The organism is Novosphingobium terrae (assembly GCF_017163935.1).
Taxonomy (GTDB): Bacteria; Pseudomonadota; Alphaproteobacteria; order Sphingomonadales; family Sphingomonadaceae; genus Novosphingobium; species Novosphingobium terrae.
In genome coordinates, this window is sequence record NZ_JABVZR010000001.1 from 2,603,797 (window position 1) to 2,618,752 (window position 14,956).

The 14,956-nt window shown below is 64.3% G+C and carries 10 protein-coding genes; 3 read left to right on the forward strand and 7 right to left on the reverse strand.

Annotated features, from left to right (window positions below; genetic code table 11):
- Positions 1 to 54 precede the first annotated feature (54 nt).
- The 4 genes from HGK27_RS11730 to HGK27_RS11745 all read right to left on the reverse strand — a co-directional run bounded on the left by HGK27_RS11730 (position 55) and on the right by HGK27_RS11745 (position 6,543).
- Positions 55 to 2,715, reverse strand: coding sequence for a TonB-dependent receptor (locus HGK27_RS11730; protein WP_206240755.1), 2,661 nt, complete (start codon positions 2,713 to 2,715; stop codon positions 55 to 57).
- A gap of 194 nt (positions 2,716 to 2,909) precedes the next feature.
- Entirely contained in the window at positions 2,910 to 3,935 is a 1,026-nt protein-coding gene (locus HGK27_RS11735) for a glycoside hydrolase family 43 protein (protein WP_206240756.1), read from the reverse strand.
- Between the two features lie 2 nt (positions 3,936 to 3,937).
- Positions 3,938 to 4,963: an arabinan endo-1,5-alpha-L-arabinosidase gene (locus HGK27_RS11740; protein WP_206240757.1), complete on the reverse strand. Its 1,026-nt coding sequence runs from the start codon at positions 4,961 to 4,963 to the stop codon at positions 3,938 to 3,940.
- Positions 4,964 to 4,974: 11 nt separating this feature from the next.
- Positions 4,975 to 6,543 (reverse strand): alpha-N-arabinofuranosidase, encoded by a 1,569-nt coding sequence (locus tag HGK27_RS11745; protein WP_407674635.1) that lies wholly within the window; start codon positions 6,541 to 6,543, stop codon positions 4,975 to 4,977.
- A gap of 347 nt (positions 6,544 to 6,890) precedes the next feature.
- Here HGK27_RS11745 and HGK27_RS11750 point away from each other — a divergent pair, with 347 nt between their 5' ends.
- On the forward strand, positions 6,891 to 7,661 hold the full coding sequence (locus HGK27_RS11750) for a FadR/GntR family transcriptional regulator (protein ID WP_241127383.1): 771 nt from the start codon (positions 6,891 to 6,893) through the stop codon (positions 7,659 to 7,661).
- Positions 7,662 to 7,921: 260 nt separating this feature from the next.
- Here the strand turns inward: HGK27_RS11750 and HGK27_RS11755 are convergent, their stop codons facing one another.
- The 3 genes from HGK27_RS11755 to HGK27_RS11765 all read right to left on the reverse strand — a co-directional run bounded on the left by HGK27_RS11755 (position 7,922) and on the right by HGK27_RS11765 (position 11,772).
- Complete coding sequence (locus HGK27_RS11755) at positions 7,922 to 8,788, reverse strand: SMP-30/gluconolactonase/LRE family protein (protein WP_206240761.1); 867 nt, start codon at positions 8,786 to 8,788, stop codon at positions 7,922 to 7,924.
- 77 nt (positions 8,789 to 8,865) lie between these two features.
- Entirely contained in the window at positions 8,866 to 10,662 is a 1,797-nt protein-coding gene (locus HGK27_RS11760) for an IlvD/Edd family dehydratase (RefSeq protein WP_206240763.1), read from the reverse strand.
- 33 nt (positions 10,663 to 10,695) lie between these two features.
- Positions 10,696 to 11,772, reverse strand: a complete 1,077-nt coding sequence (locus HGK27_RS11765) for an aldose epimerase family protein (protein WP_241127059.1) — start codon at positions 11,770 to 11,772, stop codon at positions 10,696 to 10,698.
- Positions 11,773 to 12,031: 259 nt separating this feature from the next.
- Between HGK27_RS11765 and HGK27_RS11770 the strand changes: the two genes are divergently transcribed.
- Both HGK27_RS11770 and HGK27_RS11775 read left to right on the forward strand, forming a co-directional pair.
- Complete coding sequence (locus tag HGK27_RS11770; protein WP_206240764.1) at positions 12,032 to 13,351, forward strand: sugar MFS transporter; 1,320 nt, start codon at positions 12,032 to 12,034, stop codon at positions 13,349 to 13,351.
- Between the two features lie 56 nt (positions 13,352 to 13,407).
- Positions 13,408 to 14,934, forward strand: coding sequence for an aldehyde dehydrogenase (NADP(+)) (locus HGK27_RS11775; protein ID WP_206240766.1), 1,527 nt, complete (start codon positions 13,408 to 13,410; stop codon positions 14,932 to 14,934).
- Positions 14,935 to 14,956: the final 22 nt, after the last annotated feature.

The window sequence follows — 14,956 nt, forward strand, 5'->3', positions numbered from 1 at the left end:
TCCATGGCAAGGGGGCGGGCCGGCCACGAAGGCCAGCCCACCCAGGCAATCACATCAGAGCTTGAAACGCACCCCGAATTCCACCGTGCGGTCATAGGTGCGCGTGTCACGCGGCGTGTTGCTGTACTGGCCGCTGGCGTTCACGCCCTGGAAGCTGTCGTGATAGACGCGGTTGGTCAGGTTGGTGGCGTTGAAGGTCAGCGTCAGCCTGCGGTTCACATCATAGCTCGCCGAGAAGTCGAGCTGGCCGGTGGGGGCAACCACGATGGTGTTGGCCTGGCTGCCGCCCGAATTGTAGCTGTCAACATAGCTGCTGCGCCAGTTGTAGGCCAGACGCGCGGTGATGCCATACTTCTCGTAGATGGCCACCGCATTGTAGGACCAGTGCGAAACATCGACCACGCGCTCCTTGCCCCCATGGATCGGATCGTCGGTCATGCCATCGCTGTAGGTGCCGTTCAGCTGCATGCCCAACCCGCTGAAAGCGCCCGGCAGGAAGTCGAAGAACTGCTGATAGGCCACTTCCGCGCCGGTCAGATAGCCGTCACCCGTGTTGCGCGGGCGGCTGACCAGATAGGTGTTGCCGGCCAGGACTTCCGGTTCCGAATAGGTCTGGATGTAGCCGTTCATCTTGCGATAGAAGCCCGCCACCGTCAGCGAGGTGGACTTGTTCGCATAGAATTCCAGCGAGGCGTCATAGTCGGTGGTCTTGATCGGCAGCAGGGCCGGGTTGCCGCCGCTGCCGCTACCGTAATAGGTCTGGTTGCCGGTGCTGCCGCTGGGCGCATAGCTGACCAGCGGGTTGAGCGCGGAGAACTCGGGGCGCGTCATTGCCTTGCCCCAGGCCAGACGCAGGAACAGCTTGTCGGTCAGGCCGACCTTGGCGTTGATGTTGGGCAGCAGGTTGAGATAGTTCTGCTTGCTGCTGACGCCATTGCCCTGCAGCTGCTCCACCGTGTTGACCACGCGCAGACCACCCACGCCCGAAACCGGCATGTTGCCCAGATTGAAGCCATATTCCACCTGGCCGTAGAAGGCATAGGTGTCTTCCTGATCCGAGAAGGCATTGTTGGGATCATAGGCAGGCTCGGCGGTGCTCAGCCCCATGGCCGACAGCACCGAGGCGGTGTTGTTCAGCAGGTAGGTGGGGTTCATCGTCAGATACTGGCCCACGCCCAGCTTGCCATGCACCAGATTGGTGGGCGAGGTGGTGTAGGCATTCGACGGCAGCGTGCTCATCAGAATGTAGGTGTTGGCCGGGATCGCCGTGGAGGTGGTGGCCTGCGAATTGACCGAGCGATGCGTGAGACGCGTGCCGATCTTGAAGTTCTTCAGGAAGCCGCCATCGAAGTCATACTTCAGATCGTTGCGCCAGGCGACCTGGCTGCTGGTGGCCAGCGAGCGGTTGTTGAAGATGTCTTCCAGCGTGTAATTGGCCGGATTGGTCAGATCGACGCCGGTGATGCCAACATTCGGCGTGCCGCCCTGATTGTAGTTCACCGTCATCGAGGGGCTGTTGAAGCCCGTATCGACGATGACGTTGCGATCCCTGATCTTGCTGTAATTGTAGGTCACCTCGGTCGACAGCGTGGCATGGCCGGTGTTCCACTTGGCACCGATGTTGCCCTGATAGCTGTCGGTCTGGTCAAGATAGGCCTGCATGCTGGAGAGCGTGTAGGCATTGGTCGTGGTCGAGCTTGAACCCAGGAAGTTGTAATCGCTGTTGGCCGTGATCGACGTCACGGTGCCCGCCTTGGGGATGGCGATGAAATAGCTGTTGTTATAGAGGTTCTTGTACTTGGTGTAGATGCCGTCGACATGAACATCCACATCGGGATTGGGCTTCCACTGCAGCGAGACATTGGCGCCGATGCGCTGACGGTCACCGCTGGCGTAAATGCCGCCGACCGTATCGGGGATGGCGATCGGGTTGCCCGAGGAATTGACATAAGGCGCCGTCGTCGCGCAGGCGGTGCCCGCCGTGACGCAGCTGGACACGTAGTTGAAGGCGTCCTGATCCTGATACTTGCGGCGGTTGTACGAGCCCGAAATCAGCAGGCCGATCTCACCGATGCTCGTATCCCAACGGTTGCTGACCAGACCGCTGCCGACATAGCTCATCTTGTCGGACTGCGAGCTGTAGATGCCGCGCACCGAACCGGCGATTTCCAGCCCCTTGAAGTCGAGCGGGCGATGCAGGCGGATGTCCACCATGCCGGCCACGCCGCCTTCAACGATGTCGGGCGTGCTGGTCTTGTAGACATCGACGCCCGCCACCAGTTCGGCCGGGATGTCGGCCAGCGAGACCGCGCGGCTGGTGCCGGTGAAAGCCTCACGCCCGTTGATCAGCGTGCCGACATTGGGCAGGCCGCGGATCTGGACGGTTGCCGCCTCGCCCGCAGCGCGGGTGATCTGCACGCCGGTGACGCGCTGCAGGGCGTCGGACACGGTGTTGTCAGGCAGCTTGCCAATGTCTTCGGCGACGATGGAATCCACGATGTTGATCGAGCTGCGCTTGATGCTCTGCGCCGAAGCCAGCGAGGCGCGCACGCCGGTCACCACGATGGCGGGGCCGCCTTCGTCACCCTGCGCGTCGGATTGCGGAGCAGCGGCGGGGGCAGCGCTGGCATCGGCGGTCTGCGCGTGAGCGGGTGTGACCAGTGCCAGGGCGCCAAAGGAAGCCGAGCACAGGACAGCGTTGCGGAAAGATTTCATGGGGACACCCTCGGAGAAACAGACTCTTTCGAGCCTCTTTTAGTCTAACTATTGAATCGCGATGTGACACCGGTGACGCAGGCCGTCAAGGGCAATCGATGCAGCCGGAAAACACGGTCCGTCACTGTGGCGATTTTGCCATGGGGCGGCGCATCACACGCCTGCCCCATGGCGTTGAGCCCGGTCAAAACCGCTTAGATCAGCGGCCCATTGGCCACAGGAACGCCGAAATCCGGGGTTCCATCAACACGATAGTGAATCGGCTGAATGCGTGTATGGCGGTTGGGATCGAAGAGCGGATCGCCCTTGATCGCCTCATAATCGCGGGCGTGATAGACCAGCATGTCACGCCCGGATTCATCCACGGTAAAGCTGTTATGTCCCGGGCCATAGACATGATGAGTCGGACTGGAAACGAAGACCGGCTCAGGCGATTTGTGCCAGACCTTCGCGTCCATCAGATCGGCATCGGCAGGTGCGGTCAGCATGCCCATGCAATAACGCGCATCCGTGGCGCTGGCCGAATAGGTCATGAAGACCCGCCCGTGGCGGATCAGCACGGCGGGCGCCTCATTCACCTTGAAGCCGCGAATTTCCCAGGGCAATTCAGGCACAGACAGGCGAACGGGAGGCTGCGCCAGCGTGGTCGGCGTGGCCAGCGGCGCCAGATAGAGGTTCGAATTGGTGTCGATCCCCGGCTCCTTCTGCGCCCAGGCCAGCCAATGGCGGCCCTGATGCACAAAGCTGGTGGAATCCAGCGTGAACGTATCCCACGGCGTCTGCAACTGCCCCGCCAGCGCCCATTGCGCATGGAAAGGATCGGCGCCCTGCCCGCGCAGCACATAGGTGCGGATATGGAACTTGTCGTCGCCATCACCCGCCGCGAAATAGAAGGACCAGCCGCCGTCGATCCAGTGCAGCTCGGGCGCCCAGATATAGCCCGCCATCTTGCCGCTGGCAGGCCGACGCCAGATCACGATCTCCTCGCCCTTGCCAAGCCCGCCCAGCGTGCGCGAACGGCGCAGCACAAGGCGGTCATACTCGGGCACCGAGGCGGTCATGTAATACCAGCCATCGGTGTGGCGGAAGACCTGCGCATCGGCGCGCTGCTTCACCACCGGATTGACGATGCCATCCCGGGGCCCGCGCGCCAGCACCGGGCCAGACGCCAGAGCGGCACCCAGCAGAGCGCCGCCCACCATCATCTCACGCCGCTGCATGGTCAACGCTCCGCCACCGGCCAGCCATCGGCGCCCCACTGGATGCGGGCCAGACGCAGCGTGGAGGCGCCGTGGTTTTCCTTGTCATAGGCGTGATAGGCCACGATGTCCGTGCCATCCTTGTCATGCATGAAACCGGCATGACCGGGGCCACGGAAGCGCTCCTGCTCAGGCAGATCGGCGCGCAGGAAGATCGTGCCGCCGCCCTGCATCATCGCGCTGCCATCCTTGCCCAGATAGGGCCCGGTGATCTTGTCGGCGCGCGAGACCACCGTGTAATAGGTGCTGTTCACGCCCTTGCAGCAGTAATCATAGGAAGCGAACAGCCAATAGGCCCCGCCATGCCGGACGATAAATGGCGCCTCGACAGGAGCAGGCGCGCCCGCAGGTGCCGGGCGGCGCGCGATGGACAGAGGCTTGGCCTCCGGATGTAGCGGCTTGCCGGTTTTGCCATCGAGTTCGACCAGCTTGATCCCCGTCCAGAAGCTGCCGAAGGTCAGCCAGTGGCGGCCTTCCGCATCCACAACTGCGTTGGGATCGATGGCGTTATAGTCGTCGCTGTTCTGCGACATCAGCACCAGCCCCTCGTCGCGCCAGCCATAGCCGGGCTTGGCGGGATCGAGCGTGGGCGAGGTGAACAGGCCAATCGCCGAACGATTGCCGCCAAAGGTCGAGACCGCATAATACAGCCGCCAGCGTCCGTTGACGTAGGAGATATCCGGCGCCCACATCTCCTTGGTGCCGGGCACGGCCTTTTGCGCCCAGTCAGGGATATGGTCGAACAGCGGCTTGCCCGCCGTCCAGTGGATCAGATCCTTCGAGGTGCGGCTGAGCAGATAATGCCCGGCATCGCCCGGAATGCCGGTGCCGAAAACGTAATAGGTGTCGCCCTCACGCGTGATCACCGGATCATGCGTGGGGACCAGATCGCCGGTCAGCTGAGAGTTCAGCGTGGGCGTCTGGGCCACGGCGGGAACCGTGGCCACAACACCCAGCAGGGCCGAGGCGGCGAGAAGAAACTTGCGCATGCGTAACGTCCTCAATCCAGATCCAGCACCACCACCGACTTGGCCGGCAGCGTCACCTTCAGCGTCCCGCCCGCGACGCTGGCGCCACGGAAGGGCGCCGGCGCGACAGCATTGGGCGCGGCAAAATCATTGTGAGCATTCATCGCGGCGGCCGTGATGATCTGGCCCTGCACACGGCCCGCCTTCACACCTTCCAGAGCCACCGAGAGCGGCGCGGCATGGTTGGGGTCCAGATTGGCCAGCGCCACATGCACCTTGCCATCCTTGCCCTTCACCGCCGAGGCGCTGATCCCCGGCACCGACCAGTTGCCCTCACCATAGTTGGGGCCCTTCACCGTGATCGGCAGCACAGTGGCATCCTGCCACGGGCGGTACATGGCGAAGACGTGATAGGTCGGCGTCAGCACCATCTTGGCGCCGTCGGTCAGGATCATCGCCTGAAGCACATTGACCATCTGGGCCACGGCGCTCAGTCGCACGCGGTCGGCATGATGGGCAAAGATGTTGAGCGAGATCGCCGCCACCAAAGCATCGCGCATGGTGTTCTGCTGGCGCAGGAAGCCGGGATTGGTGCCCTTTTCCGGCGCGAACCAGGTGCCCCATTCGTCCACCGCCAGGAAGACGCGCTTCTTGGGATCATACTTGTCCATGATCGCGCTGTGGCGGGCGATCATATCGTCAAGGCGGTTGGCCTCGAACAGGGTCTGCTGCCAGCCGCTTTCATCGAAATCGGTGGCCGAGGCGCGCGGCGGCCACTGGCCGGGGATGGTGTAATAATGCAGCGAGAGCCCGTCGACCTTGTCCCCCGCGACCTTCATCATGGTCTCGGTCCAGGCGTAATCGTCGCTGTTGGCGCCCGAGGCGACCTTCAACGTATGCGCACCCTCGGGCAGCTTGATGAAGGTGCTGTAACGGCGGGTTTCATCCGCCGCGAATTCGGCGCGCATGTTGCCGCCGCAACCCCACAGCTCATTGCCGATGCCGAAATAGGGCACCGCCCAGGGCGCCTTATGGCCATTGGCGGCGCGCTCATCAGCCAGCGAACCGGCGGGGGCCGTCATATACTCCACCCACTCGGCCATCTCGCGCGGCGTGCCATCGCCGACATTGCCCGAAATATAGGGCTCGGCGCCGATCTGATCGACCAGATCCATGAATTCATGCGTGCCCACGCGGTTGGGCTCGGTCACGCCGCCCCAATGGGTGTTGACCTTGACCGGGCGCTTCGTGGGATCGCCAATGCCTTCGCGCCAGTGATATTCATCGGCAAAGCAGCCGCCCGGCCAGCGCACCATCGGCACCTTGAGCGCCCGCAGCGCGCCCACCACGTCATTGCGGAAGCCGCGCGTGTTGGGAATGGGTGACTCCGGGCCGACCCAGAGGCCGCCATAGATGCCATTGCCCAGATGCTCGGCGAATTGGGTGAAGATATGACGGTCATAGGTGGCGCCGGGATGATCGGCCTCCAGCGTTGCCGTGGCCGCCTGTGCTGCGGGAGCATCCTTTGCCGCCGCCTGCACCGCGCCGCAAGAAACCGACAGCAGCAGAGCCGCCGCCATCATACGCCTGACCATCACCATCATCGACTCCCAATAGTTCGATCTTTATGCGGACACGAATCACAGCGCGAAGGGAGACAACACGCGGCAAGCCCCTCACCCATGCAGCGCATGGACAGGCAGGACTGCCTCATCATCATTCTGAAACACCGCCCTGCCCCTTAAGTCCGTCTCGCATCTTGCGCGAAAATCGGGCACTGGCAGGAGGTGTGGCGCGTTTTGGCCCCTCGATCTGACTGATCCGTCAATTACTCCTACTTAAAAGAGATTTTCCTCGAACGCAAATGCTGTTTTGGCTATGGCTGAATCAGCGACCTCACGAGAGAACCCCATTGAGCAAGTCCGACCAATCATCCGACACGTCGCCCATCACCCAGCAAGACGCTCAGCCAGACGCCCAGAGCGATGCTCCCCGCCCCAAGCGCGGCACCGGGCGGCGGCTGCATGGCGCCATCGCCTTCAAGCTGGGGACCGATATCGTCTCGGGCGTCTATGCGCCGGGCACAGTGCTGTCGAGCGAGGTCGAATTCTCCGAGGCACTGGACGTGTCGCGCGGCGCCTTCCGTGAGGCGATGCAGGTGCTCGCCGCCAAGGGGCTGGTGGAGAGCCGCCCCAAGGCCGGCACCCGCGTGCTGCCGCGCACCCGCTGGAACCTGCTCGACCCCGATGTGCTGGCCTGGGCCTTCTCCGGCGAGCCCGATCCGTCCTTCGTGCGCGGCATCTTCGAGCTGCGCGCCATCGTGGAACCGGGCGCCGCCCGCCTCGCCGCAGAGCGCCGCGACCGCGAGGATCTGCGCGCGATGAAGGACGCGCTTTCCGCCATGCGCCGCCACACTTTGGCGACCGATGCAGGCCGCGCTGCCGACCGCGATTTCCACGATGCGATCCTGCGCGCCACCCGCAACGATGCGCTGATCGTGCTGACGGCTTCGATCGGCTCGGCGGTGCATTGGACGACGCAGTACAAGCAGCGTTCGCGCGCTCTGCCGCGTAATCCGATCCCCGATCACGCCAAGGTCTATGATGCTATTGCTGCGGGCGATGGCGATGCGGCAGCCGCGGCGATGCGTGTGCTGGTTGATCTGGCTTTGGAGGATACGCGGGAAGAAATGGGTCAGGGAAGCGGGAAAGAAGGATAAGACAATGCGAGGGGGTTTCCCCCTCGCGCTCCCATGACGTCTCCCGACGACAGGGCAGTGGCGCCGAAGTGTTGCGCCACGCCTCTCCACCTGCGCAGCCTGTAGCGCCGCAGGCATTCGATTCCTTCACGATAGTCCCGGCCGGAGTTACTGCCTGCGGCGCCGCGACGTTGCTCTTCGGCCGAACCCCGGGCACCACATAGACATTCATGGGAGCGCGAGGGTGTAACACCCTCGCATTTAACTCTTTTTCTTCAGCCTTAGCCCACCGGCCCGGCATAAGCATGTGAGGGATTCCCGCGAATGCCCCCCGTTTCCACCTCGAACAGGACGCCATCATGCTCACTGTCGGGCAGGCCGATGGCGGCTGACGTTACGAACAGCCGGTCCAGCCCCTCACCCGCAAAAGCCATGTTGGTGATGCGTTTGGCGGGGAGGTCTATGCTGCGCTCCAGCCTGCCTTCCGGGTCAAAGCGGCTGATGCGGCCACCATCCCAATGGGCCACCCAGAGGAAGCCCTCGGCGTCGCAGTTCATGCCATCGGGGTAACCGTCGGCCTCGGTGAATTGGATGAAGGGCGCGCGCTTTGAGGCACCGCCCTCGTGCCGGGCGAAGCGATAGATCAGGCGCTTGCTGCTGTCCGCGTGGTAGAGCCACTGGCCGCAGGGCGAGAGGCCGGGGCCGTTGGGTACGCCGTAATCACTGTCGATCTGCTGCCACACGCCCTGCGGTGAGAGGCGGTAGAGCGAGCCGCAGGCCTGTTCCTCGGCCATATCCATGGTGCCGCACCAGATGGCGCCGGTGGCATCGGCCTTGCCGTCGTTCATGCGGTTGCCGGGCAGATGGGGCTCGGGGCCGGAGCGCTCGCCGATGGTGAGAGGGTCCAGCGTGATGCGCGCGATGCCGCTGCGGAAGCCGCCGACGAAACCGCCCTCGGCATGCTCCACCACCCAGCCGAGGGGTTCGGGCATGGCAAAGCGCTCCACCTTACCCGTGGCCAGCGTCAGACGGTTGAGCGCGGGGGCAAGGATATCGACCCAGTAGAAGGCACCGTCGCGCGCGACCCACAGGGCGCCCTCGCCCAGAGTGTCGCGCGTGTCGCGGGCGATTGTCCGCACCTTGCTCATGGCCATCATCCTCTTTTCATGCGCAGAGCGGCTGGCCCGATGGACTCAGGCCAGCCGCTCCGACTTGTGCAGGTGTCTTAGTGGTTGTCGCGCGGCAGACCCATGGTCTGGGCGATGCGCTGGTACTTTTCAGAGCCTTCCAGAATGGCGCCGGTGTTCATCTGGCCGACCAGATTGCGCTGGATTTCCTGCCACGGCGTCTGGCTGGCGGGATAGGGGAAGCCGCCCTTGGCCTTCAGAGCCTCACGGCGGGCAGCCAGTTCCTCATCGGAAATCAGCACATTGACGGTGCCCTTGCGCAGATCGATGCGCACGCGGTCGCCGGTTTCCAGCAGGGCCAGACCGCCCATCGCCGCCGCCTCGGGCGAGGCATTGAGGATCGAGGGGCTGCCCGAGGTGCCCGACTGGCGCCCGTCGCCAATGCAGGGCAGAGCGCTGACACCCTCGGTGATGAGGTAAGCAGGCGGGCGCATGTTCACCACCTCGGCAGCGCCGGGGTAGCCAATGGGGCCAGCGCCGCGCATGAACATCAGCGTTTCCGGCGTGATGCCAACGGCGGGATCGTCGATGCGGTGGTGGTAATCCTCCGGCCCGTCGAAGACCACGGCGGGACCTTCGAAGGCTTCGGGGTCTTCGGGGTTGGAGAGATAACGCTCGCGGAATTCATCCGAGATCACGCTGGTCTTCATGATCGCGGCATCGAAGAGATTGCCGCTCAGCACGAGAAAACCGGCCTCTTCCTTGAAGGGCTTCTCGAAGGGGAAGATGACCTTCTCATCCTCGATCTCGGTGCCACGGCAGTTGTCGCCCATGGTCTGGCCGTTGACGGTGATCGCGCCCTCGCGGATCAGGCCCTGGCCCATCAGCTGCGCCACCACGGCGGGCACGCCGCCCGCGCGGTAATAATCCTCGCCGAGATATTCGCCGGCAGGCTGCAGGTTGACCAGCAGCGGCACCTTATGGCCCAGATCCTGCCAGTCGGTCAGCGGCAGATCGACACCGATATGGCGCGCGATGGCGGCCAGATGGATCGGCGCATTGGTGGAACCACCAATCGCCGAATTGACGACGATGGCATTGTGGAACGCGTCCAGCGTCAGAATGTCGGAGGGCTTGAGGTCCTCATGCACCATATCCACGATGCGCTTGCCGGTGCGCCATGCGCATTCCTGACGGTCGCGATAGGGCGCGGGAATGGCGGCGCTGCCGGGCAGCATCATGCCCAGCGCCTCGGCCAGCGAGTTCATCGTGGTGGCCGTGCCCATGGTGTTGCAATAGCCGGTGCTGGGCGCCGAGGAGGCCACCAGCTTGATGAAGCCCTCATCGTCGATCTCGCCGGCGGCCAGCATCTGGCGGCCCTTCCACACGATGGTGCCGCTGCCCGTGCGCTCACCCTTGTGCCAGCCGTTGAGCATCGGGCCGACCGACAGGGCGATGGCCGGAATGTTCACCGTCGCCGCCGCCATCAGCAGCGCCGGAGTCGTCTTGTCGCAGCCGGTGGTCAGCACCACGCCGTCGAGCGGATAGCCATACATCGCCTCGACCAGCGCCAGATAGGCCAGATTGCGATCCAGCCCGGCGGTGGGGCGCTTGCCGGTTTCCTGAATGGGATGGACCGGGAATTCCAGCGCAATGCCGCCCTGTTCGCGAATGCCTTCGCGGATACGCTCGGCCAGCACGAGGTGGTGGCGGTTGCAGGGCGAGAGATCGCTACCGGTCTGGGCGATGCCGATGATCGGCTTGCCGCTGCGCAGCTCCTCAAGGCTGAGGCCGAAGTTGAGGTAACGCTCCAGATAGAGCGAGGTCATATCGATGTTGTCGGGATTGTCGAACCAGGCGCGGCTGCGGAGCTTGGTGGGTTGCTTGTCGGTCATGGGTCTCTCGGTATGCGGGGTGCGCTGGTGGGTTCAGCGGGCAACGGTGAGGCGATAGATCATCGAGTGCCGATAAGGCTTGCCGGGATCGACGCGCGTGGAGATGAAATCGGGATGGTTCGGCGAATCCGGGAACTTCTGCGGTTCCAGCGCGATGCCATCGCCCATGCGATAGAGGTGCCCCTGCTTGCCGACCAGCGTGCCATCGAGGAAGTTGCCGGTGTAGACCTGCACGCCCGGCTCGGTGGTGAGCAGTTCCAGCACGCGGCCCGAGGCGGGATCTTCCAGACGCGCGGCCAGCTGCGGCGTGGCGGTCAGCCCCTTGTCGAGCGCGAAGTTGTGATCGTAACCACGCCCATAGACGATCTGCTGATCCTTGCCGTCACGCAGCCCATCGGCCATGCGGCGCGGGGCACGGAAATCGAAGACCGAGCCTGCCACGGTGCGCTTCTCACCCGTGGGGATCAGCGTGGCGCCGACCGGCGTAAAGGCGGAAGCAGGCACCGTCAGGCGATGATCCATCGCGCCGCCCGCGCTGCCCTCGCCCGCCAGATTGAAGATGGCGTGGTTGGTCATGTTGACCACGGTGGGCTTGTCGGTGGTGGCCTCGAAAGTGATGCCCAGATCGCCCTTTTCATCGAGCGTGTAGGTCACCGTGGCGTTGAGCGTGCCGGGATAGCCCGAATCGCCATCGGGGCTGACATGCGTCAACACCAGCCTGGCCACCGGGCCGGACTGCACCGAAACCACCTTCCACGGCAGCTTGTCGAAGCCCTTGTCGCCGCCATGCAGCGACTGGCCGTGATCGTTCTGGGGCAGTTGATAGGTCTTGCCGTCCAGCACGAAGCGCCCATTGGCGATGCGGTTGGCATAGCGGCCCACGGTGGCGCCGAAATAGTTGGGGTGATCGACGTAGCCCGCCAGATCGTCATAACCCAGCAGCACATCGGCCTTCTTGCCGTTGCGGTCAGGCCCGATCAGCGACTGCAGCGTCGCGCCATAGGAGAGGATGCGGGCCGAAACGCCATTGTCGGCCTTCAGCGTGATCGCGAAAATCTCCGTGCCATCGGCCAGATGGCCGGCGCTTTCCTGTCTGGCTTCAGCGGCCATGGCGGACGTCACACCCAAAGTGGCTGTTGTCGAGAGCAATGCGCAAACCAGAATACTCCGCTGAAACAAGCCGATCGCCTGTGGGGACCTCATCATCTATCTCCCTCTTATGCGCCCGGCCAGAATGTGTTTGAAGGGTGCGCTTTACGGACATGGAGCCATTGACGGCACCATCAAGTCCATATAGTCCGACAAATATAAGAAACGCAAGCCGCGATGCCAATCATTTGGACCGGCCAGACCACCCGAGAGGTTTTTCATGGCGCCACCTGTCTCCTCAGCCGCGATCCGGGCCACAGCGCCCACGGATTCAGGCACTAGCTATGGCCCGGCCCTGTCGCTGCTGGCGACGCTGTTCTTCATGTGGGGCTTCATCACGGTCATCAACAACACGCTGCTGCCGCATCTGCGCAGCGTTTTTGAATTGACCTATACCCAGACAACATTGATCGAGTCGGTGTGGTTCATCGCCTATTTCGTGGCCTCGATCCCCTCGGCCAAGCTGATCGAGAAGATCGGCTACAAGCATTCGCTGGTGGTGGGCCTGTGCATCATGGCGGCGGGCGCGCTGGGCATGATGCTGGCGGCCTCCATCCCCTCTTACGGCGTGACTCTGGCGATGCTGTTCATCATCGCTTGCGGCATCACTTTGCTGCAGGTGGCGGCCAACCCTTACGTTGCGGTGGTGGGCAAACCGGAGACGGCTTCCTCACGCCTCAATCTGGTGCAGGCGCTCAACTCGGCGGGCACCATGCTGGCCCCGATGTTCGGCGCCTATCTGATCCTGGGCCGGTCCAAGAGCGGCACCGCCAATGGCGAGGCCACGCTGACCCACGCCGAGCGTCTGGCCGATGCTCACTCGGTGATCCTGCCTTATGGTCTGGTGGCCGTGGTGCTGGTGGTGCTGGCGGTGATCCTGCTGCGCTTCCCGCTGCCCGCCATGGGCCAGTCGAACCAGCGCCTCGCCGCCGAGGAGCGCGCGGGCCATTCCTTGTGGAAGCACCGCAATCTGGTCTTCGGCGTGCCCGCGATCTTTATCTACCTGATCGCCGAGATCGGCGTCGCCAATCTCTTCGTCAATTTCGTCAGCCAGCCGACCATTGCCAATCTGACTCACGAGCAGGCCGGGCGTTACCTCTCCTTCCTGTGGGGCGGTATGATGGTGGGCCGCTTCGTCGGTTCGGCGGTGATGCAGAAGATGCGCGCTGATCTGGTTCTGGCCGCCTTCTCGGTCGGCGCCTTCATCGTGATGATGATCACTGTGTTCACCACCGGCCCCGTGGCCATGTGGTCGCTCATTCTGGTGGGCCTGTTCCACTCGATCATGTTCCCCACCATCTTCACGCTGGGCATCAAGGGCCTTGGCCCGCTCACCGAGGAAGGTTCGGGCCTGCTGATCATGGCGATCGCCGGTGGCGCGCTGGTGGTGGTGCAGGGCTGGCTGGCCGATACCTTCGGCCTGCAGAACTCCTTCCTGCTAACCGCCGCCTGCGAGCTGTACACGCTGTTCTACGCGCTGTGGGGCTCGCGCCCCACCCATGCGCTGCCCGATGTGCAGGTGGACGCAGAAGCAGGCTAGACGGCCTCACTATTTACTCCTACTAATAATCCGATACCCACCTTCCGGAGACCGTCATGACCGCATTCCGTTCCATCGCCGCCGCCACGGGTGAGCTACGGGGGCCCGACCTCGCGACTCACAGTGCTCAGGATGTGGCGACGGCCTGCGCTGCGGCCGAGGCGGCCTTCGACACCTATCGCGCCACCTCGCGCGAAGAACGTGCGGCGTTCCTCGAAACCATCGCCCAGAACATCCTCGATCTGGGCGACGCGCTAATCGAGGCCGCCATGGCCGAAAGCGGCCTGCCCCGCCCCCGCCTTGAGGGCGAGCGTGGCCGCACCGTCGGCCAGTTGCGCCTTTTCGCGCAGGTGGTGCGTCAGGGCGGCTGGCAGGGTCTGCGCATCGACCCCGCCCTGCCCGAGCGCCAGCCGCTGCCCCGCCCCGATCTGCGCCTGCGCATGATCCCGGTGGGCCCGGTGGCGGTGTTTGGCGCCTCCAACTTCCCGCTGGCCTTCTCGACGGCGGGGGGCGACACTGCCTCGGCGCTTGCCGCCGGTTGCCCGGTGGTGGTCAAGGGCCATCCCGCTCACCCCGAGACCGGCGCGCTGGTCGCCTCGGCGATTGCGGCGGCGGTGAAGGCCCATGGCCTGCCCGAGGGTGTGTTCGGCCATCTGGTCGGCCCTTCCAATGAGCTGGGTGCCGCTCTGGTGCAGGACCCGCGCATTGCCGCTGTGGGCTTCACCGGATCGCGCGGCGGCGGTCTGGCGCTGACGCGTCTGGCGCAGGCCCGCGAAGTGCCGATCCCGGTCTATGCCGAAATGTCGAGCATCAACCCCGTGCTGCTGCTGCCCTCGGCGCTGGCGGCACGCGGCGCGGCATTGGGCACGGCCTTTGCCGGTTCGCTGACGATGGGCGCGGGCCAGTTCTGCACCAACCCCGGCCTGCTGCTGGCCATTGAAGGCGAAGGGCTGGACGCTTTTGTCGCGGCCGCCACGCAGGCCGTTTCCGCCGCCCCCGCTCAGGTGATGCTGACGCCGGGCATTGGCGAGGCCTATCGCAAGGGCGTTGCCGCTCTGGCGGGCCAAGGCGAAGTCGAGACGCTGGCCAAGGGCAGCGAGGGCGATGCCCTGACCGGCGGCGCGATCCTGTTCCAGACCGATGCCAAGGCCTTCCTCGCCAACCCTGCCATGGCGCATGAGGTCTTCGGCGCTTCCTCCATTCTGGTGCGCTGCGCCGATGCCGGGGAACTTGCCGAAGTGCTGCGCGGCCTTGAAGGCCAGCTGACCGCCACGCTGCATCTCGACAACGCCGATGAGGCGCTGGCCGCTGACCTGCTGCCCATTCTGGAACGCAAGGTCGGGCGCATTCTGGCCAATGGCTGGCCAACCGGCGTCGAGGTGGCCCATGCCATGGTGCATGGCGGCCCCTTCCCCGCCACATCCGATGCGCGCACCACCTCTGTGGGCACGCTGGCGATCGACCGCTTCCTGCGCCCGGTCAGCTATCAGAACCTTTCGGGCGCGCTGCTGCCCGCCGAATTGCGCGACGAGGCCAAGGGCGATGGCGCCCCACGCCTGATCGACGGCGCGCTCACCCTCTAATTTTCAAACACACGCCCCGCTG

Excerpts from the sequence above, each read along its gene's own strand:
- HGK27_RS11730 (WP_206240755.1), bottom strand. The coding sequence starts at position 2,715 with ATGAAATCTTTCCGCAACGCTGTCCTGTGCTCGGCTTCCTTTGGCGCC.
- HGK27_RS11770 (WP_206240764.1), top strand. The coding sequence starts at position 12,032 with ATGGCGCCACCTGTCTCCTCAGCCGCGATCCGGGCCACAGCGCCCACG.
- HGK27_RS11740 (WP_206240757.1), bottom strand. The coding sequence starts at position 4,963 with ATGCGCAAGTTTCTTCTCGCCGCCTCGGCCCTGCTGGGTGTTGTGGCC.
- HGK27_RS11775 (WP_206240766.1), top strand. The coding sequence starts at position 13,408 with ATGACCGCATTCCGTTCCATCGCCGCCGCCACGGGTGAGCTACGGGGG.
- HGK27_RS11765 (WP_241127059.1), bottom strand. The coding sequence starts at position 11,772 with ATGGCCGCTGAAGCCAGACAGGAAAGCGCCGGCCATCTGGCCGATGGC.
- HGK27_RS11735 (WP_206240756.1), bottom strand. The coding sequence starts at position 3,935 with ATGCAGCGGCGTGAGATGATGGTGGGCGGCGCTCTGCTGGGTGCCGCT.
- HGK27_RS11755 (WP_206240761.1), bottom strand. The coding sequence starts at position 8,788 with ATGAGCAAGGTGCGGACAATCGCCCGCGACACGCGCGACACTCTGGGC.
- HGK27_RS11760 (WP_206240763.1), bottom strand. The coding sequence starts at position 10,662 with ATGACCGACAAGCAACCCACCAAGCTCCGCAGCCGCGCCTGGTTCGAC.
- HGK27_RS11745 (WP_407674635.1), bottom strand. The coding sequence starts at position 6,543 with ATGGTGATGGTCAGGCGTATGATGGCGGCGGCTCTGCTGCTGTCGGTT.